This window comes from Pannonibacter sp. I15F10I1, from assembly GCF_900185665.1.
Lineage (GTDB): Bacteria > Pseudomonadota > Alphaproteobacteria > Rhizobiales > Stappiaceae > Pannonibacter > Pannonibacter indicus.
In genome coordinates, this window is the sequence record NZ_FYAN01000028.1 from 83,460 (window position 1) to 102,522 (window position 19,063).

Here is a 19,063-nt window from a genome sequence, read left to right on the forward strand (position 1 = left end):
ACGCAGGGCGGTTTCCCTTTTGCTGGAATTGCTCTAGCGGCCAAATCCGGATTGCTGCGGCAGCCAGAGGGCCAGCTGCGGAAACAGCCAAACCATGAAGAGGCCGAAGATCAGGATGCCGACATAAGGCGCGGCCCCGCGCATGATGTCGATCAGCGGCGCCCCCGTGATCCCCTTGAGAACGAACAGGTTCATGCCGACAGGCGGCGTGATCAGGGCAAGCTCAAGGTTGATCATCAGCATGATGCCGTACCAGACCGGATCAATGCCAAGGGCCAGCATGGACGGCAGGATGATTGGTGTGGTGATCAGGATGATCGCGATCGTTTCCAGAAACATCCCCAGGATGAAGATCGCAATCATGACCGCCAGAAGGAAGCCCGTCTGGGACAGTTCGAGCGCTGTCACGGTTTCCATCACTTCGGCAGGAAGCCGGATGATGGTGATGGCATGGCCGAACATGCCGGCAGCCGCGATGATCATGAACAGCATGGCGCAGGTGCGCATGGTCTGCCAGAGGCACTCCCCGAGATCGCGCAGCGAAACGTTCCGGTACACGAGCAGAGCGACGAGCAGCGCATAGGCGGCACCCACTGCGGCCGCTTCGGCGGCTGTGAAGATGCCGAAATAGATGCCGCCCAGAATGACCGGTGGCATCATGACGGCCCAGATCGACTTCCAGAAAGCAGCAAGGACGGCGCGTGTGCCGGGCCAGTCCTGGGCCTGTGTTTCGCCATGGGCGTTCGCCTGAACCCAGGAGAAGATGGCGAAGAGGAGTGCGATCAGCAGGCCGGGTACGATTCCGGCGAGGAACAGGCCGCCGATCGAGGCATTGGTGACGACCGCATAAAGGATCATCGGCCCGGAGGGCGGAATGAGGATGCCGAGCGTGCCGCCTGCGGCAATGATGCCGTAAGTGTCGCGCGGGCGGTAGCCGAACCGCTGCATCTGCGGAATGGCGGTGGTGCCGATGGTGAGTGCGGTGGCCACGGAGGAGCCGGAAATCGTGGCAAAGATCGTGCAGCAGAGGATGGTGGCAAAGCCGAGCCCGCCCTTGACGTGACCGACCAGCTTGTTCGACATCTCGTATAGATCGTCGACGACCTTCGCCTTGATCATCACATGCGCCATGAAGGCGAACATCGGGATGGTGGCGAGCAACGGATTGTTGAGCGAGGCAAAGACCGTATCGGCCATCGACCAGACCTTGCCCTCGAAAAGCCAGAGAATGGCAAGCGAGGTAAGCCCGAGGGCCGCGAAGATCGGTATGCCTGTCAGAAGCACGGCGGCCAGAACGGCGATGATGATGAGGGTCATGTCCGGCCTCCACGCAGGAGAATGAAGAGACGCGCCAGGCACACCAGCAGGATCAGTCCGCCGCCTGCGATCATCGCCGATTGGGGGATCCACATGGGCAGTTCGAGATAGCCGGGCGAATAGGCGCCGAAGCGGCGTGAGAACGACACCGTGTGCCAGGCGGTCACCAGCAGCGCAGCTGCAAAGGCCAGAACCGAAATCTGCGCCCAGATATCGAGCCAGCGGCGCAGACGTGGCGGGGCCTTGTCGAGGATGATGTCGATGCGGATATGATCGTTCCGGCGCGATGCCTCGGCCGCGCCGAACATGACGATGGCCACAACGAAAAAGCCGGTTGCCTCCTCGACACCGGCGATGGGCTGGCCAATCACGTACCGCATCCACACGCCAACGCCGGTGATGATCAGCACCACCAGGATCAGCGCAGAGCTTATCAGACCTCCGGCGCCGGAAATCGCGGCGGCGAAACGGTCGAGGGGTGAGGAGGAGGCGCCCGCCTCCTCCCCCCTTTCAGCAGGATCCCGCATCGGAGCTACTTGATCTTTGCAATCAGCGCCAGAAGCTCGCGGCCTTCCTCGCCGGTCTCGGCGGCAAAGCCCTCTTCAAAGGCCGGCTGCATCGCCGCACGGAAGGCTTCGTTCTCCTCGCTGGTGGCGATGTGGACGGTCACGCCCTTCTCCTGCAGCTGGGCCGGAGCATCGGCGGAGGCTTTTTCAGAGGCCTCGATGGCCCAGCCCGCTGCCTTCCTGCCAGCCTCATCGATGGCCGCCTTCTGCGTTCCGGTGAGGCCGTCATACCAGGAGGGCGTCACATAGCCGTGGAGATAGGCGGCAAGGACGGGCACGACCGTCATGTGGTCCTGCACCTCGTAGTAGCGGCGCGAATAGGCGGCCGCGACGTCGGTCACGGCAGCATCGATCACGCCGGTCGCCAGCGCCTGATAGACCTCGCTGCCGGGCAGCGACACCGTCGAGGCACCCATGGCGGTCAGGCCACGGTCGAAAGCAGGGCCAAGGCCGCGCATCTTCAGGCCCTTGAAGTCGTCCGGCTTCGTCAGTGCCTTGCCCTTGGACGTGAACACGCTGACATTGGTCTGGAACATCCAGGCGATGTTCTTCACACCCTTGTCGAGAAGCTTGCCTTCGAGATAGGCAGCGGCTTCCGAGTCCGGCCACTTCTTCCAGGACTCGATGGAGGACATGGTGTAGGGGCCGATGGTGACGTTCATGAGGGGAAGCGTCTTGCCCCACTGGAAGTTCAGCGAGAAGGCGCATTCGATCTCCCCGCGCGCAACGGCGAGGATATTGTCATTGGCCTTGATCAGGCTGTCGGCGCCGAAGATCTGAACATCGATCTCGCCGTTGGACAAGGTTTCAACTTCTGCGGCCCATTTCTCGATCACCTCGGAAATGTGATGGCCGGGCGGCAGCTGATGGCTGCAGCGCATCAGTTCTGCTGCACCCGCAGCGCCTGTCATGGCTGTTGCGGCAAGAAGCGTTGCAAGAAGTGTCTTCGTCATGATGGTCTCCTCCCAGTTTGACCTGTTTATCTCAGGCTCACATTGCTCCCGTTCCGGCCGCCTGCGGCAGCCCTGCACGGGCCAGCTGGCCGTAAAGCGTTTCTGAAGGCATTTCGCGGGCCAGAATCTCCCGGACCCCGATCAGCTTTCCAATGTCGATGCCGGTGGCAAAGCCCTTGGATTCGCATAGGAAAACGAGGTCTTCGAAAACCGCATTACCGGTAGCGCCGGGCGCAAAGGGGCAGCCTCCCAGCCCCCCGAGCGCTCCGTCGAGAATGCGGCAGCCCGCATCGAGCGCGGCGGACGCATTGGCCATCGCCATGCCGCGCGTGTCGTGCAGGTGGATGGCGGCCTCCCGGTCTGCCGCAATGGCGCGGATACGCCGGACAAGCGCGGCAATCTGGTCTGGTCCGGCAAAGCCGACCGTGTCGGCCAAACCGACGACATCGGCACCAGCCTCGAAAAGTGCCTCCGCAAGGGACAGCACCTCGTCCGGATCGACGGCACCCGTGATCGAACAGCCGAAGGCCATGGCGATGCCGGCATTCACCAGTGGCCGGTGATCACTGGCATCGCGCAGCGCGCAAAGCCGTTTCACATGGGCCACCGCTTCGGCGCGGCTGCGCCGGGTGTTGGCCTGCGAATGCGCTTCCGTGGCAGAGACAACGCACATGATCTCATCAACCCCGGACGCAAGCGCGTCATCCGCGCCCCGGTCGTTGAGGACGAGACCAACCGCATGGGCGCCCGGCAGGGCCTTCACCGCAGCCAGCACCTCCCGCACATCGGCGAATTGCGGAAAACGTGAGGCCGGCAGGAAGGAGCCAACCTCGAAATTGCGCACACCGGCAGCGTATTCACGGTTGATCCACTCGATCTTGGCTGCGGTCGAGGGATAGGATTTGACGAGCTGCAAGCCATCACGCAGCCCGACTTCGCGCAGCACCACGCGATCCGCAGGATAGACATCGCGAAGCCGTGTCATGCCGCCTGCTCCTTTGCCTTGCCGCGGGCGGCGATGATCTCTGCCGCATCCAGGCCGACCCCGGTCAGAACCGTCTCCGTGTCCTGCCCCACCCGTTGCAGATCACCGCCACCGGTCAGCATTTCGCCATCGACTTCGAAAGGCAGGGACGGGGCGCGGAAGGTGGAGCCATCCGGCATATGCGAGGTGGCAAGCCCGCCGGGGCGCATCACATGCGGATCGCTGTACATGTCGGCGGGTTTTGCGATGGGTGAATAGGGAATGCCCAGGTCCTCGAATTGCCTCGCAAGCTCACCGGCATCGCGGGCCGCAATGGCACGGGCGACGACCGGAATGGTCCGGCCGCGGGCCTCAATCTGCTGCATCCGCGTCTGCAGCTGCGGATCGCTCAGCAATTCATCGAGACCCAGGAGCTTGCACAGCGCAACCCATTGCCCTTCGGTCACGGCGCCGACGAAGATCTGGTTGCCGTCCGAGGTGTCAAAAATATCGTAGACCGGCCAGGAGAAATCCCGTTCCGGCATCGGTGGCGGCGATTTGCCTTCGAGCTCGTACTGAACCATGTGCTGGGCAACGAGCAGCAGGCAATTCTCGAACAGGCCAATGCGCAGGTTGCGGCCCTTGCCGGTTTCCTTGCGCTCCAGCAGCGCAGCCAGAACGGAAAAGGCACCGAAGAGCCCGCCCATGATGTCATTCGCCGATGACCCGACCCGCAACGGCCTGCCCGAAGGCCCGGTCATATAGGCAAGGCCGGTCATCATCTGGACCACCTCATCCAGCGCCGTGCGGTCCTGATAGGGGCCGCGCAGGAAGCCCTTGTGCGAGGCAACGATCAGTCCGGGAAATTCGCGCCGCAGCGTCTCGCCGTCAGCACCCATCTTTGCCAGCGACTGGTCCCGGAAATTTTCAATGAAGACGTCGGCGGTGGCCAGCAGCTTGCGAAGCGCGGCCTGGCCGCTCTCGCTGGCCAGATCAAGCTGGACCGACTTCTTGCCGCGGTTGAAGAGCGGGAACATCGGCCGCCCCATGCCGGACAGATAGCGGGTCTTGTCCCCTTCCGGCGGCTCGACCTTGATCACTTCGGCGCCGAGAAAGCCGAGGAACATGCCGCAGGACGGCCCCATGATCATGTGGCTCATCTCGACGATGCGTATGCCTTCGAGCGGCTTGAACGGTTCCGTCACCTGCATCTCCTCCCACTGCTTGACGGCAGCATGACAGCAAGTTAGCGCTCGACACGGAGTAGAAAAATTATAAAGTTTATAAGGCTTCGTTCTAAAACCGAGAAACCATGGATACGCGCCAGCTCCGCTACTTCGAGGCGATCTTTGAAAGACGCAGCCTGACGACCGCTGCCGGCGAGTTGCGCATCGCGGTGTCGGCGCTGAGCCATCACCTCGCCAATCTTGAGGCGGATCTCGGACAGAAGCTCTTCCACCGCAGGCCGCGCGGGCTGGAACCGACGGCGGCGGGTGAGCGGCTTTACACCCACGCCAAGGCAATCCTGCGCGCCATGCAGGCCGCCGAAAGGGACATCAAGGCTTCAGGCGGCGAGGTTGCGGGTGACGTGACCATCGGCATGGCCTATTCGGCGGTCAAGGCCATCGGCGTGCCGCTCCTTCAGCGAATCATGACCGACTACCCGAAGCTGAACCTGTCGCTTTCCGAAAGCCTGTCCGGCACGACACTCGCGCATCTGCTCGCGGCCGACGTGGACATGGCTCTTGTCTACAACCCTCCGGCGGATGCACGGCTGAAGTCGATCCCGGTGCTGGAGGAAAGCATGGTGCTGATCGGGCACGAGGCCATCATCGGGGAAACCGGCCGCCCGATCGCCTTTCACGACACGCTCGGGCTGCCGATGATCATCCTGCGCCAGGGCATTTCGGCGCGTGCGCTGGTCGATGACGCCACGCTGCTGAAGAAGCTGGAGAGCAGTGCCCGCTTCCAGCTGAACTCGGTGCATGTGATCGGCGGCGCGCTGATTGCGGGGCTCGGCTGCGCCATCGGCACACGGCTGTTTCTGCAGGAGCACATAGAAACAGGCGCCCTCGCTGTCCGGCCCATCATCATGCCGGAACTGTCACGCACGCTGCATCTGTGCCAGATGGCGGACCGCCCGTCCTCCTATGCGCTGGAGACGGTGCAGCGGCTCGTCATCGAACTGGTGCATAAGGCCATCGACAGCGGACTATGGCAGGCCCGCAAGGCAGAGCAGGCCTGACCTTTTCCGGCGTCACCCTTTCGCCTTGAGAGACTTCAGCCGGTAGAGCGCTTCCAGCGCCTCACGCGGGGTGAGGTCGTCCGGATTGATTTCACCGAGCGCTTCCAGCACCGGATCGGCCTTGGCCGCAGGTGCAGTGGCGGCGGCCTTGGTGGTCTGGACCACGGCGGCAAACAGCGGCAGCTCGTCGATCAGGGTTTCCGCCGGGGAGCGGCGGTCCTTTTCCTCAAGCTGGGAGAGAACGGACTTCGCCCGCTCCACCACCGCCGCCGGAAGGCCCGCAAGCTTGGCCACCTGAATGCCATAGGACCGGTCTGCGGCGCCGGGGATGATCTCATGCAGGAAGACCACGTCGCCGTTCCACTCCTTCACGGAGACGGTGGCATTGGTCAGCCGCGGCAGGCGCTGGGCCAGCGCGGTCAGCTCGTGGTAGTGGGTGGCAAAGAGCGCGCGGGAGCGGTTCACCTCGTGCAGGTGCTCGATGGCAGCCCAGGCGATGGACAGGCCATCGAACGTGGCCGTGCCGCGCCCGATCTCGTCCAGAATGACCAGCGCCCGCTCGCCCGCCTGATTGAGGATGGCCGCCGTTTCCACCATTTCCACCATGAAGGTGGAGCGGCCGCGCGCCAGATCATCGGCCGCGCCGACGCGGGAGAACAGCCGGTCCACCACGCCCAGATGAGCGTTGGCGGCAGGCACAAAGCTGCCCATCTGCGCCAGAACGGCAATCAGCGCATTCTGCCGCAGGAACGTGGACTTACCGGCCATGTTGGGACCGGTGATCAGCCAGATCTGGCCCGACGCTTCCTTGCCCTGCGGCCCGAGGTTGCTGTCATTGGCCACGAAGGTATCGCCGCCGCCGCGCCTGAGCGCCTGTTCCACCACCGGATGGCGGCCGCCTTCGATGGCGAAGGCAAGGCTCATGTCCACCAGCGGGCGGCAGTAATTTTCATCCTGCGCCAGTTTCGACAGGGCCGCTGCCACATCGATCACGGCCAGCGCCCGGGCTGCGGCCTTCACTGGCTCGCTGTCCGCCACCAGCTGGGCGGCAAGCCGGTCGAAGATCTCCAGCTCGATGGCCAGCGCCCGCTCCCCCGCGCTGGCGATGCGCGATTCCAGATCGGCCAGCTCCGTAGTGGTGAAGCGCATGGCGCCCGCCATGGTCTGGCGATGGATGAAGCGCGCCGGATCCGCCGACAGCTTGTCCGCCTGTCCGGCCGGCACTTCGATGAACCAGCCCAGCACGTTATTGTGCTTGATCTTGAGCGAGCGCAGGCCCAGCTCTTCGGAATAGTCCGCCTGAAGCCGGGCAATCACCTTGCGCGAGGCATCGCGCAGATCACGCAGCTCATCCAGGTTGGCGTCATAGCCAGCCGCCACAAACCCGCCGTCGCGCTTGAGCAGAGGCGGCTCGGGGTCGAGCGCGCGGGTCAGTTCGGCGCCCAGATCATGAGGGGCGGCGGCAAGATCGCGCCAGGCACCGGCGAGTTCCGGCGGCAGATCCTGGGCGCTCTTCATCTGCGTCAGAATGCGCGCCGTTGCCTCAAGCCCTTGCGCAATCGACAGAAGGTCACGCGGGCCGCCGCGCTGCATGGCAATGCGGGATAGGGCGCGGGCCAGATCGGGAGCCGCCTTCAGCTCGGCCCTCAGGCTGTCGCGCAGGATCTCGTTGTCGAGGAAGAAGCCGACGGAGTCCTGCCGTGTGGCAATTTCGGCCGGATCGGTGAGCGGTCCGGCCAGACGGCTGGCCAGCAGGCGCGCGCCTGCGCCTGTCACCGTGCGGTCGATGGATGACAGAAGGCTGCCCTGCCGCTCGCCGGAGAGGGTGCGCGTCAGTTCAAGATTGGCGCGGGTGGCCGGATCGATCAGCATCCGCCCGCGTGCCGCCTCCCGGGTGGGCGGGTCCAGCGGCGGGCGTTCGCCCAGCTGGGTCTTCTCCACATAGGCGAGAATGCCGGCCGCTGCGGTCAGCTCGGCGCGGGAGAAATTGCCGAAACCGTCGAGGGTCTTCACCCGGAAATAATTCGCCAGCCGGTCCGCCGCCGTTGCCCCGTCGAAGAAGGCACGCGGCACGGGCGAAATGGCAGCGCCCTGCCCTTCCACCAGATGGCGGATTTCGGTCTCCTGCAGGAGATTGTCCGGCAGCACGATTTCACGCGGATCGATCTGGGCTAGGTCGGCCGAAAGCCGCTGCAGATCCGTTTCGGCCACCTGGAAGCTGCCGGTGGACATGTCGATCCACGCAAGGCCGAAAACACCGTCGCCTGCGTCAGAACCGGCGCGCAGCCTGGTCAGCGCCAGGAGGAAATTGTTGCTCCCCGCATTCAGCAGCCGCTCTTCGGTGAGGGTGCCGGGGGTAACGAGGCGGATGACATCGCGCCGCACGACGGATTTGGAACCGCGCTTCTTCGCCTCGGCCGGATCTTCCATCTGCTCGCAGACCGCGACCCGGTGGCCGAGACCGATCAGCTTCTGCAGGTAGTCGTCCGCCGCATGCACCGGCACGCCGCACATCGGGATATCCTCACCCTGATGCTTGCCGCGCTTGGTCAGCGTGATGCCCAGCGCCTGCGAGGCGATCTCGGCATCCTCGAAGAACATCTCGTAGAAATCGCCCATGCGGTAGAACAGCAGGCTGTCCGGATTGGCGGCCTTGATCTCGATGAACTGCGCCATCATCGGCGTCACGCGGGCATCGCTCGCGCCGGATGCGGCGTCGTTCGGGGCAGGGGTATAGGGGCTCTGATCGGTCGGCATGTGCGGACCCTAGCAAAGCCCTCCGCAGCTTTCACAGGTCCTGTGCCTAAAGGCGCCTTGAGGCGGTAATTTTCCGGGGATAAGGTCTTGGTCCAGATAAGAGAAGCGAAGGCTTCGCAGCACGAGGGAAGGACCGGCCAGACCATGTCGTCATCAGGCAAGAAGGGCAAGACAGGCGTCAGCTTTACAGACCAGGAGGCCCTGCTGTTCCATCAGGAAGGCAAGCCCGGCAAACTCGAAATCAACCCCACCAAGCCGATGGCGACGCAGCGCGACCTGTCGCTGGCCTATTCCCCCGGTGTGGCAGTGCCGGTTCGGGCCATCGCGGAAGACCCCTCGCGGGCCTATGACTACACGACGCGCGGCAATCTGGTCGCGGTCATCTCCAACGGCACGGCCATCCTCGGCCTCGGCAATCTCGGGGCGCTTGCCTCCAAGCCGGTGATGGAAGGCAAGGCGGTGCTGTTCAAGCGCTTTGCGGATGTGGATTCCATCGACCTTGAGGTCGATACGGAAGATGCGGACCAGTTCATCAACGCCGTGCGCTATCTCGGCCCCTCCTTCGGCGGCATCAACCTGGAGGACATCAAGGCGCCGGAGTGCTTCATCATCGAGCAGCGCCTACGCGAGCTGATGGATATTCCCGTCTTCCACGACGACCAGCACGGCACCGCCATCATCGCTGCCGCCGGCCTGATCAATTCGCTGCATCTGACGGGTAAGGACCTGAAGTCGGTGCGTATCGTCTGCAATGGCGCGGGCGCGGCCGGCATTGCCTGTATCGAACTGGTCAAGGCGCTGGGCGTGCCGCATGAGAACGTCATCCTGTGCGACACCAAGGGCGTTATCTATCAGGGCCGCACCGATGGCATGAACCAGTGGAAGTCCGCCCATGCGGTGAAGACCGATGCCCGCACCCTCTATGAGGCGCTGAAGGGGGCGGATGTGTTCCTCGGCGTGTCGGTGAAGGGCGCCCTGACGGAAGACATGGTGCGCGCCATGGCCCCGAACCCGATCATCTTCGCCATGGCCAATCCGGACCCGGAAATCACGCCGGAAGAGGTGGCGGCCATCCGCGACGACGCCATCATCGCCACGGGCCGGTCGGATTACCCCAACCAGGTCAACAACGTGCTCGGTTTCCCCTACATCTTCCGCGGTGCGCTGGATGTGCGGGCGACGACGATCAACGATGCGATGAAGGTCGCCTGTGCGCAGGCGCTGGCAGCTCTTGCCCGCGAGGAAGTGCCGGACGAAGTGGCTGCCGCCTACCGGGGTAGCCGCCCGAAATTCGGCCCCGACTACATCATCCCCGTGCCGTTTGATCCGCGCCTCATCTCCACAATTCCGCCCGCCGTGGCGCAGGCGGCGATGGACACCGGCGTTGCCCGCCGCCCGATCATCGACATGGACCAGTACAGGCACCAGCTTTCTGCCCGCCGCGATCCGGTGGCCGGAACCCTGCAGCGCATCTTCTCCAAGGTGCGTCAGGCGCCCAAGCGCGTGGTCTTTGCCGAGGGCGAAGAAGAACCGATGATCCGCGCCGCCGTCAGCTTCGTCAGCCAGGGGCTGGGCGAGGCCATCCTGATCGGCCGCGAGGATGAAATCCGCGAAGCCGCCGCTGGCGCCGGTGTCGATCTTGCCCGTTCCGGCATCAGCATCCAGAACGCCCGCAATTCCACCCGCAACACCGATTATGCGCAGTATCTCTACACCCGGCTGCAGCGGAAGGGCTATCTGCTGCGCGACTGCCACCGCATGGTCAACAACGACCGCAACTACTGGGGCGCCATCATGGTGGCGCGGGGTGATGCGGATGCCATGGTCACCGGCATCACCCGCAACTATTCCGTCGCGCTCGACACCATGCGCCAGTGCATCGACACCAAGCCCGGCCACCGGGTGATCGGTGTTTCGGTGGCCTTGTGCCGTGGCCGAACCGTGCTCATCGCCGACACCACGGTGCATGACATGCCCAACGCGGAGGAACTGGCCGATATCGCTGAAGAGGCAGCCCATGTCGCCCGGAGGCTTGGCTACGAGCCGCGTGTGGCCATGCTCGCCTATTCCACCTTCGGCCATCCGAAGGGCGAGCGCGCCGAGCGGGTGCAGGAAGCCGTGCGCATCCTCGACCGCCGCCGCGTCGATTTCGAGTATGATGGCGAAATGGCGGCAGACGTGGCGCTCAACATGGACAAGATGGCAGCCTATCCCTTCTGCCGCCTGACCGGCCCGGCCAATGTTCTGGTCATGCCGGCCTTCCACTCGGCCTCCATCGCCACCAAGATGCTGCAGGAACTGGGCGGCTCCACCGTCATCGGCCCGCTGCTCGTCGGCTTCGACAAGCCGGTGCAGATCGTCCCGATGGGTGCCAAGGACAGCGACATCGTCAACATGGCCGCGATTGCAGCCTATAACGTGACGTGATCTATCAGGGTGCCGCCTGCGTCCCGTCCGGGCCAGCCAGGCGGCACCCACTGTCCGTCAAAGATGTGAAAGCCGCAGGAATTCAGAATGCCCAAAACCATCATCAAGATCTGCGGTCTTTCGACCCCCGAAACCATGGAAGCTGCCGTTGAGGCGGGGGCGGATATGGTCGGGCTCGTGTTCTTTCCCAAGAGCCCGCGCCACGTGACCCTCTCCGATGCCTGCCGTCTGGCCGATATCGCCCGTGGGCGCAGCGAGATTGTCGCTCTGACGGTGGACATGGATCTGCATGGCCTGCAGCGCATCAATGAGCTGGTGCAGCCGGATATTTTCCAGTTCCACGGCCAGGAAACGCCGGAAGCCTGTGCTGCCGGGAGGGTAATGTTGCGCCGGCGCATCATCAAGGCAATTGGCGTGAGCGAAAGGGCTGACCTTGAGGCCGCCCTGCCCTATGTCAATGTTGCTGAGCGGATCCTGTTTGACGCCAAGCCCCCGAAAGATTCCGATGTGCCCGGCGGCCATGGGGTTCCGTTTGACTGGACGCTGCTGAAGTCGCTTGACCTGCCGTGTCCCTTCATGCTTTCCGGGGGGCTGGATCCGGAAAACGTTGCGCAGGCAATTGCGCTCAGCGGCGCCACTGCGGTCGATGTCTCTTCCGGCGTCGAGCGCAGCAAGGGCGTGAAGGACAGCGGGTTGATACGTGCTTTTGTGGCGGCAGTCCGGAGCGCGGAACAGGCGAAGGAGTGACGAGAGTTGACCACAATGGCGAACACCCTGCGGTCCGGCCCGGACGAGCGGGGCCATTTCGGGATTTTCGGCGGCCGCTACGTGGCCGAAACCCTGATGCCGCTGATCCTCGATCTGGAAAAGGCCTATAGCGACGCCAAGGCCGATCCGGCCTTCAAGGCGGAGCTGGACAACCTCAACACCCATTACACCGGCCGTCCGTCGCCGCTTTATTTCGCCGAACGCCTGACCGAACATTTGGGCGGCGCCAAGGTCTACTTCAAGCGCGACGAGCTGAACCACACCGGCAGCCACAAGATCAATAACTGCCTCGGCCAGATCCTGCTGGCCAAGCGCATGGGCAAGACGCGCATCATCGCCGAGACCGGCGCTGGCCAGCATGGCGTGGCGACGGCCACCGTCTGCGCCCGCTTCGGTCTGCCCTGCGTGGTCTATATGGGTGCCACGGACGTGGAGCGGCAGAAGCCGAACGTCTTCCGCATGAAGCTGCTGGGCGCCGAGATCGTTCCGGTCACCGCTGGCGCGGGCACGCTGAAGGACGCCATGAACGAGGCGCTGCGTGACTGGGTCACCAACGTTGACGACACCTATTACCTGATCGGCACGGCCGCAGGCCCGCATCCCTATCCGGAGCTGGTGCGCGATTTCCAGTCCGTCATCGGCAAGGAAACCCGCGAGCAGATTCTGGCCGCAGAAGGCCGCCTGCCGGACGCGATCGTTGCCGCTGTCGGCGGCGGCTCCAACGCCATCGGCCTGTTCCACCCCTTCCTCGATGACAAGAGCGTCGAAATCTGGGGCGTCGAGGCGGGCGGGCGCGGCCTGAACGGCCACGAGCACTGCGCCTCGCTGAATGCCGGCAAGCCGGGCGTTCTGCATGGCAACCGCACCTATCTGCTGCAGGATGATGACGGCCAGATCCTGGAAGGCCATTCCATTTCGGCAGGCCTTGATTACCCCGGCATCGGGCCGGAACATTCCTGGCTGAAGGAAATCGGCCGCGCCAACTATGTGCCGATCACCGATGACGAGGCCATGGCCGCCTTCCAGCTTCTGACCAAGGTCGAAGGCATCATCCCGGCGCTGGAACCGGCCCATGCGCTGGCCCAGGTGGTCAAGATGGCGCCGAAGATGGACAAGGACCAGATCATCGTCATGAACCTGTGCGGCCGCGGCGACAAGGACGTCTTCACCGTCGGCAAGATGCTCGGCTTCGATCTGTGATCTGAGGGTTTGCCTCACTATGCCGTGGCTTGTCATGAGCCACGGCGTTTTCTGCCGGTGCTGTCTCCGCAGCTCCTCACCTTGTCATCCCCGCGCAGGCGGGGATCCAGTGCGCCCGGCGTGAGAAATGAACGGAGATTCCGGGGCTACTGGATTCCGGTCTTGCCGCTTCGCGCCAAACCGGAATGACACGGGGACAGCGTGTGCCGCCTGAATGCGTGGCCCTGCCCCCCTCCGGGGCTGCACGCCAGCCGGGCCAATTCCGCGCACACCTTCCCGGCAAACGCAAAGGCCCCGCAGCCTTCTAAACTGCGGGGCCTTTGCATGAAAAACGTCCGGTCAACGGCCGGTTAGGCCGCCTGCGAACATGGCGGTGAGATAAAACTCGAATGCACCCGGGCCGTTGTGGTCCTTATGCGGTGCAGCGGCCTGCGGCTCACGGTCGCTGAAGATGCGGCCAATTCCGGCGAGGCGCGTTGTCTTGCGGCGCGTGGTCTCAATGATCATGGGGGAGGCTCCTTTTCTTGTTGTTCCTGGCCAACCCGGCCTTGTCTTCAAGAGATAGAGACGCACAATGCGCGCTTCAAGGCCCCCCCATTGCAGACCAACCCTGCAACCGCTGCATGGCTCAAAGGACAGGATTTCTGCCGCTGATGCGTCTTCCCCTTGCAGGAAAAGCGGCGCGATTCAGCCTTTCTTGCCTTTCCCTGCCGCGATGCGTTGACAGAAGGCCTTGAAGCCCCCTACATCCAAGCGCTGGTTTCAAGGTTCAGCGCGCCCGCCCTCCGGGCTGCCTGCCTGGCAAACCAGATCTGCGAACAGATCCTCAAGGATGGGAAGCTGAATGACCGGGACGCGCATCGACCGCCGATTCAAGGCCTGTGCCGAAAAGGGGCGTCCGGCCCTTGTCACCTTCATCACGGCAGGCGATCCGGATCTGGCCACATCGCAGGCGATCCTTGAGGCCCTGCCTGCGGCAGGCGCTGACGTGATCGAACTCGGCATGCCCTTTTCCGATCCGATGGCGGAAGGCATTCCCATTCAGCTTGCCACCCAGCGGGCGCTGAAGGGCGGCCAGACCATGGACCGGACGCTCGCCATGGTGCGCAAGTTCCGCGAGAAGGATCAGGACACGCCCATCGTGCTGATGGGCTACTACAACCCCATTTATGTGCGCGGGCCGGAGGCTTTTGTCGCCGAGGCGCATGCTGCGGGCGTGGATGGCCTGATTGTTGTCGATATTCCGCCGGAAGCTGACGACGAACTCTGCATCCCGGCGCTGGAAGGCGGCATCAACTTCATCCGCCTGGCAACGCCGACCACCGATGACCGCCGCTTGCCGGCGGTGCTGAAAAACACGTCCGGCTTCGTCTATTATGTCTCCGTCACCGGCATCACCGGGTCGGCGGCCCTGAACACCACCAATGTTTCGGCGGCGGTGAAGCGGATCAAGGGCCACACGGACCTGCCGGTCGCCGTCGGCTTCGGCGTCAAGACGGCTGAGGATGCCGAGGCCATCGGCAAGGATGCGGACGGCGTGGTCGTCGGCTCCGTGCTGGTGGAGGCGATCCGCAACAGCCTCGATGCAGATGGACAGGCGACGGACAAGACCGTTGCCGCCGTGACAAATCTTGTGTCCTCCCTGGCCGGAGGCGTGGCGCGCGCCCGCTGACCGGCCAACAGGCACCAACAACGAACGGGATTTGCCGTGAACTGGATCAACACTGTCGTACGGCCCAAGCTGCGCAACTTCCTGTCGCGCCGCGAGATGCCGGAAAACCTCTGGATCAAATGCCCGGAAACGGGCGAGATGGTGTTCCACCGCGATCTGGAAGCCAACCTGTGGGTCGTGCCGAATTCCGGCTACCACATGCGCATTCCAGCCAAGAAGCGCCTTGAGTCCTTCTTCGATGGCGGCAGCTATGACCGGGTGGCAACGCCTTCCGTGACCGCTGATCCGCTGAAGTTTCGCGACACCAAGAAATACGCCGACCGCCTGAAGGAATACCGCACCCGCACCGGCGAGGAAGACGCGGTTCTGGTGGCGAGCGGCCGCGTCAACGGTCTCGATTTCACCGCTGCGGTGCAGGATTTCGACTTCATGGGCGGCTCGCTCGGCATGGCCGCAGGCGAAGCCATCCTGACCGGCATGATGACCGCCGTGGAGCACAAGACCCCCTTCGTGCTGTTTGCTGCCTCCGGCGGCGCGCGCATGCAGGAAGGCATCCTGTCGCTCATGCAGATGCCGCGCACCACCATCGGCATCCAGATGCTGCGTGAGGCACGCCTGCCCTACATCGTGGTTTTGACCAACCCGACCACTGGCGGCGTTTCGGCCTCCTACGCCATGCTGGGGGATGTTCACATCGCCGAGCCGGGCGCCCAGATCGGCTTTGCCGGCCGCCGCGTCATCGAGCAGACCATCCGCGAAAAGCTGCCGGATGATTTCCAGAGCGCCGAATATCTGCTGGCTCACGGCATGGTGGACATGGTGGTGAAGCGCCATGACCTGAAGGACACCATCTCGCGCCTTGCCGGCATCTTCATGAAGCGTGAGCTGACCCTGCCGGACCTTGATCCGCCCGCGGACGAACCCGCCCAGGATCAGGCTTCCGCCGCCTGAAAAAAAAAGCCCGCACGGCGGCCTGCCGATGCTTCATGTCTGTTTGACACAAGCATGAGAGGCTCGCCTTGCGGGATCATCCCTTCCCGCAAGCCAGAGCAGGGCCGTTCAAGCGGCCTGCCTGAAAGCAAAGAGACGGGGCTTGCCCGGCAGACCAGTGCCGCCGGGCGGCTCCAGAATGTTTGTGCCATCCGCAGGGAAACTCCAGGGACGCCATGGACCAGATCACCGCCATTCTTGACCGGCTTCTCGCCTTGCACCCGCGCCAGATCGACCTGTCGCTGGACCGCATGCACCGCCTGCTGGCGGCGCTGGGCAACCCGGAACGGCGCCTGCCGCCCGTGATCCATGTGGCGGGCACCAATGGCAAGGGCTCCGTCACGGCCACCATGCGCGCCATTCTGGAGGCCTCCGGCAAGCGCTGCCATGTCTACACCTCACCGCATCTGGTTGCCTTCAACGAGCGCATCCGCCTCGGCGAGCACGGCAAGCTGGTCGATGATCCGCGCCTGATGGCCGCGCTCGACCGCTGCGAGGAGGCGAACGGCGGGAACGAGATCACCTTCTTCGAAATCACCACCGCCGCCGCCCTGCTGCTGTTCTCCGAGGAGCCGGCCGATGTGCTGCTGCTGGAAGTGGGTCTTGGCGGGCGGCTCGACGCCACAAACGTGATTGACCGGCCGCTGGTGTCGGTCATCACCTCCATCTCGCATGACCACGAGAAGTTCCTCGGCAACACCTTGAGCGAGATTGCAGGCGAGAAGGCAGGCATCATCAAGCCCGGCTGCCCGGTTGTCTCAGCCCCCCAGGAGGACGAGGTGCAGGCGGTGCTGGACCGGGTTGCCGCCCGCAACCGCGCGCCCATCGCCCGCTTTGGTCAGGAATATACCGCCAGCGAGGATCAGGGCCGGCTCTGCTATCAGGATGACAACGGGCTTTATGACCTGCCGCTGTCGAGCCTGACCGGCGGCCACCAGATCATCAACGCAGGCCTTGCCATTGCCGCGCTGAAGACCGCAGGCCTGCTGCCGGATGAGGCCACGATTGCAAAGGGCCTCAAGCATGTGGTCTGGCCGGGGCGGCTGCAGGTTCTGACCCACGGCCCCTTTGTCGACCAATGCCCGGAAGGGGCGGAAATCTGGGTTGATGGCGGCCACAATCCGGGTGCTGCCCTGCGCGTTGCCGCCTTCATGGGCGAGCAGGAGGAGCGGCACCCGCGCCCGCTTTACATGATCTCGGCCATGCTGACGACCAAGGACCCGATCGGCTTCTACCGCGCCTTCCACGGCCTTGTGCGCCATGTGGCCACCGTGCCGGTGAAATCCACCAATGCGGCGCATGATCCGTTCGAACTGGCCGATTTCGCCCGCACCGCCGGTCTGGAAGCGACGCCCTTCGACAGCCTGCAGGCCGCCGTCGCCGACATCCGCCGCTGCGCCGCCCGCGACGGCGAGCCCCCCCGCATCCTCGTCTGCGGCTCCCTCTACCTCGTCGGCGACGTCCTCGCCGCCAATGGGATGGCACCGAGGTAAAGGTGGCTGGTTGGCGGCAAGCTGATTGCCGGGCAGATACGCCGCAGCTCACCGGTCCCGGATCTCCGCTTTGCTTCGTCCGGGAAGACGATGGCGTGGGCAAGCACCTCCTCCACGGTTGTCATCCCGGTTTGCCGCGCAGCGGCAAGACCGGGATCAAGTAGCCCCGGCTTTTGCGAGTTCAGCCGCCGCGGCTACTGGATCCCCACCTGCGTGGGGATGACAAGGGGAGACGCCGTGCCGGGGTAAGCTCGCAGCGTTGGAGCCCGGCCCACAACCCGGAAAACCTCAGATCCAGAGATCGTTCTGTGCAGTCCGCTCCCCGCCGGTGTGGCCGGTGTTGAGGATGCCCCGCGGTTCGATCAGCAGAAGATGCACTTCCTGCGCGGCATAGGGCTTGTGCTCCACGCCCTTGGGCACAACGAACATCTCTCCGGCGCCAATCGAAACGGCGCCGTCGCGGAGGTCGATCCTGAGCTGCCCCTTCAGCACGATGAAGGTTTCATCGGTCTCCGGGTGGTCGTGCCAGACGAAATCCCCTTCGATCCGCACCAGCTTGAACTGATACTCATTCATTTCGGCGGCAACGCGGGGCTGCCAGAGAGCGTCGATCAAGGTCAGTTTTTCAGCGAAATTGATGGCCTTGTATGTCTTGTCCATGCTGTCCTGCTCCGTTGCGGGGGGAACAGCAGGCTAGACCGGACCAGTGGGCGGCTTCTTGAACGTTCGTGCAAGCTGCGCGTCAGCGCGTTCAGGCTGGCAGATGAGCCGCCGCCAGCGGGCGGGTGTCATGCCGAAGGCGCTGCGGAAGTGGCGGGTGAAATGCGCCTGATCCGCAAATCCGGCCTCAAGAGCTGCCTGTACCAGAGACGCACCAGCACGGATGAGCGCCCGCGCATGATCCAGCCGCCGCAGTGTCAGATAGCGGTAAGGGCTGGTACCGAACAGGGCCCGGAAATCGCGCGAGAGCTGCCAGCGGTCCTGCCCCGTCGCCTGTTCGAGGTGCTCCAGGGAAACGGACCGCCCGCAAGCCTGCCGCAAAAAGTCGCGTGCCACGTGGGCCGCCCGGCTGTCCGGCGCGCTTATGACCCGTGCGGCAGAAGGCTCTCCGGCGGCCTGCAGGGCGAGCGCCAGATCATAAACGGCATCATTGTACTGCAGCGTCTCCATAGGCGCGCCGATGTGGCTGACGAGGCCGCCAATGGTCCTGAGCAGCCTTGGATCGCGGCTGATGCCACCAGCAACGAATGGCAGGGGCTGATGCGCACCGAGCGCAGTCTGCACAAGGGCAGGATCAAGGTAGAACATGCGGTAATGGAAGCCGTCTTCGGTTCCCCCCTGACCATCGTGCAGCTCATCGGGATGAATGACCATCGCCGTGCCCGGAAGGCCCTCGCTCACCCCACCCCGGTACCGGAACTGCTGCACACCGGACAATGTGCAGCCGATGGCATAGGTGTCATGCCTGTGCGGCTGGTAGGCGGGCCCCGAGAAATAGGCCTCTATGCGTTCGCAGCCTTCCATGCCGGACGCCAGATTGATCCAGCCCGCCGCCCTGCCGCCCGGCGTCTCCTCCAGCTTGCCCGTACCTGCATGCAAGGTCTTGTCTTTCCTAGCCATTCGCAGTCCGTTGGCCAAAGCCGCAAGTCCGGAACGTATTCTCAGTCTTCCCTGATTATGCCGCCGGGCGGAACGCCAGGCAACCGGGAGG

General features: G+C 64.1%; 16 protein-coding genes. 7 read left to right on the forward strand and 9 right to left on the reverse strand.

Features of this window, described 5'->3' with window-relative positions:
- Positions 1–33 precede the first annotated feature (33 nt).
- The 5 genes from IF10I1_RS18990 to IF10I1_RS19010 are packed head-to-tail and all read right to left on the reverse strand — an operon-like array spanning position 34 to position 5,005.
- Positions 34–1,317 (reverse strand): TRAP transporter large permease, encoded by a 1,284-nt coding sequence (locus tag IF10I1_RS18990; RefSeq protein ID WP_094462562.1) that lies wholly within the window; start codon positions 1,315–1,317, stop codon positions 34–36.
- Positions 1,314–1,844: a TRAP transporter small permease gene (locus tag IF10I1_RS18995; RefSeq protein WP_050474017.1), complete on the reverse strand. Its 531-nt coding sequence runs from the start codon at positions 1,842–1,844 to the stop codon at positions 1,314–1,316. The genes IF10I1_RS18990 and IF10I1_RS18995 overlap by 4 nt, the downstream gene beginning before the upstream one ends.
- A gap of 5 nt (positions 1,845–1,849) precedes the next feature.
- Positions 1,850–2,836 carry a TRAP transporter substrate-binding protein DctP gene (gene dctP, locus IF10I1_RS19000; RefSeq protein ID WP_186391409.1) on the reverse strand — a complete coding sequence of 329 codons (987 nt, stop codon included), beginning with the start codon at positions 2,834–2,836 and terminating at the stop codon, positions 1,850–1,852.
- Between the two features lie 37 nt (positions 2,837–2,873).
- Positions 2,874–3,821 carry a hydroxymethylglutaryl-CoA lyase gene (locus IF10I1_RS19005; protein WP_186391410.1) on the reverse strand — a complete coding sequence of 316 codons (948 nt, stop codon included), beginning with the start codon at positions 3,819–3,821 and terminating at the stop codon, positions 2,874–2,876.
- Positions 3,818–5,005: a CaiB/BaiF CoA-transferase family protein gene (locus tag IF10I1_RS19010; protein WP_186391411.1), complete on the reverse strand. Its 1,188-nt coding sequence runs from the start codon at positions 5,003–5,005 to the stop codon at positions 3,818–3,820. The genes IF10I1_RS19005 and IF10I1_RS19010 overlap by 4 nt, the downstream gene beginning before the upstream one ends.
- A 107-nt stretch (positions 5,006–5,112) precedes the next feature.
- Here IF10I1_RS19010 and IF10I1_RS19015 point away from each other — a divergent pair, with 107 nt between their 5' ends.
- On the forward strand, positions 5,113–6,045 hold the full coding sequence (locus IF10I1_RS19015; protein ID WP_186391412.1) for a LysR family transcriptional regulator: 933 nt from the start codon (positions 5,113–5,115) through the stop codon (positions 6,043–6,045).
- Positions 6,046–6,057: 12 nt separating this feature from the next.
- On the opposite strand, the gene mutS is transcribed toward IF10I1_RS19015, so the two are convergent.
- Positions 6,058–8,802: a DNA mismatch repair protein MutS gene (mutS, locus tag IF10I1_RS19020; RefSeq protein WP_186391413.1), complete on the reverse strand. Its 2,745-nt coding sequence runs from the start codon at positions 8,800–8,802 to the stop codon at positions 6,058–6,060.
- 144 nt (positions 8,803–8,946) lie between these two features.
- Between mutS and IF10I1_RS19025 the strand changes: the two genes are divergently transcribed.
- The 3 genes from IF10I1_RS19025 (at position 8,947) to trpB (ending at position 13,197) form a co-directional block, all read left to right on the forward strand.
- The gene (locus IF10I1_RS19025; RefSeq protein WP_050474012.1) at positions 8,947–11,229 is read left to right on the forward strand and encodes an NADP-dependent malic enzyme; all 2,283 of its coding nucleotides are present in this window, start codon (positions 8,947–8,949) and stop codon (positions 11,227–11,229) included.
- Positions 11,230–11,316: 87 nt separating this feature from the next.
- Positions 11,317–11,976 (forward strand): phosphoribosylanthranilate isomerase, encoded by a 660-nt coding sequence (locus IF10I1_RS19030; RefSeq protein WP_094462564.1) that lies wholly within the window; start codon positions 11,317–11,319, stop codon positions 11,974–11,976.
- Between the two features lie 15 nt (positions 11,977–11,991).
- Entirely contained in the window at positions 11,992–13,197 is a 1,206-nt protein-coding gene (gene trpB / locus IF10I1_RS19035; RefSeq protein ID WP_186391414.1) for a tryptophan synthase subunit beta, read from the forward strand.
- A 339-nt stretch (positions 13,198–13,536) separates the two neighbouring features.
- On the opposite strand, the gene IF10I1_RS19040 is transcribed toward trpB, so the two are convergent.
- Positions 13,537–13,704 (reverse strand): hypothetical protein, encoded by a 168-nt coding sequence (locus IF10I1_RS19040; RefSeq protein WP_160318761.1) that lies wholly within the window; start codon positions 13,702–13,704, stop codon positions 13,537–13,539.
- 337 nt (positions 13,705–14,041) lie between these two features.
- On the opposite strand from IF10I1_RS19040, the gene trpA reads away from it, so the two are divergent.
- The 3 genes from trpA to IF10I1_RS19055 all read left to right on the forward strand — a co-directional run bounded on the left by trpA (position 14,042) and on the right by IF10I1_RS19055 (position 17,352).
- Positions 14,042–14,869 (forward strand): tryptophan synthase subunit alpha, encoded by an 828-nt coding sequence (gene trpA / locus IF10I1_RS19045; RefSeq protein ID WP_186391415.1) that lies wholly within the window; start codon positions 14,042–14,044, stop codon positions 14,867–14,869.
- A 36-nt stretch (positions 14,870–14,905) separates the two neighbouring features.
- Entirely contained in the window at positions 14,906–15,820 is a 915-nt protein-coding gene (gene accD / locus IF10I1_RS19050; protein WP_186391416.1) for an acetyl-CoA carboxylase, carboxyltransferase subunit beta, read from the forward strand.
- Between the two features lie 215 nt (positions 15,821–16,035).
- The gene (locus IF10I1_RS19055; RefSeq protein WP_186391417.1) at positions 16,036–17,352 is read left to right on the forward strand and encodes a folylpolyglutamate synthase/dihydrofolate synthase family protein; all 1,317 of its coding nucleotides are present in this window, start codon (positions 16,036–16,038) and stop codon (positions 17,350–17,352) included.
- 288 nt (positions 17,353–17,640) lie between these two features.
- Here IF10I1_RS19055 and IF10I1_RS19060 read toward each other — a convergent pair whose 3' ends face one another.
- Positions 17,641–18,012, reverse strand: coding sequence for a cupin domain-containing protein (locus tag IF10I1_RS19060; RefSeq protein WP_186391418.1), 372 nt, complete (start codon positions 18,010–18,012; stop codon positions 17,641–17,643).
- A gap of 33 nt (positions 18,013–18,045) precedes the next feature.
- Complete coding sequence (locus IF10I1_RS19065) at positions 18,046–18,972, reverse strand: AraC family transcriptional regulator (protein WP_208994292.1); 927 nt, start codon at positions 18,970–18,972, stop codon at positions 18,046–18,048.
- Between the last annotated feature and the right edge of the window lie 91 nt (positions 18,973–19,063).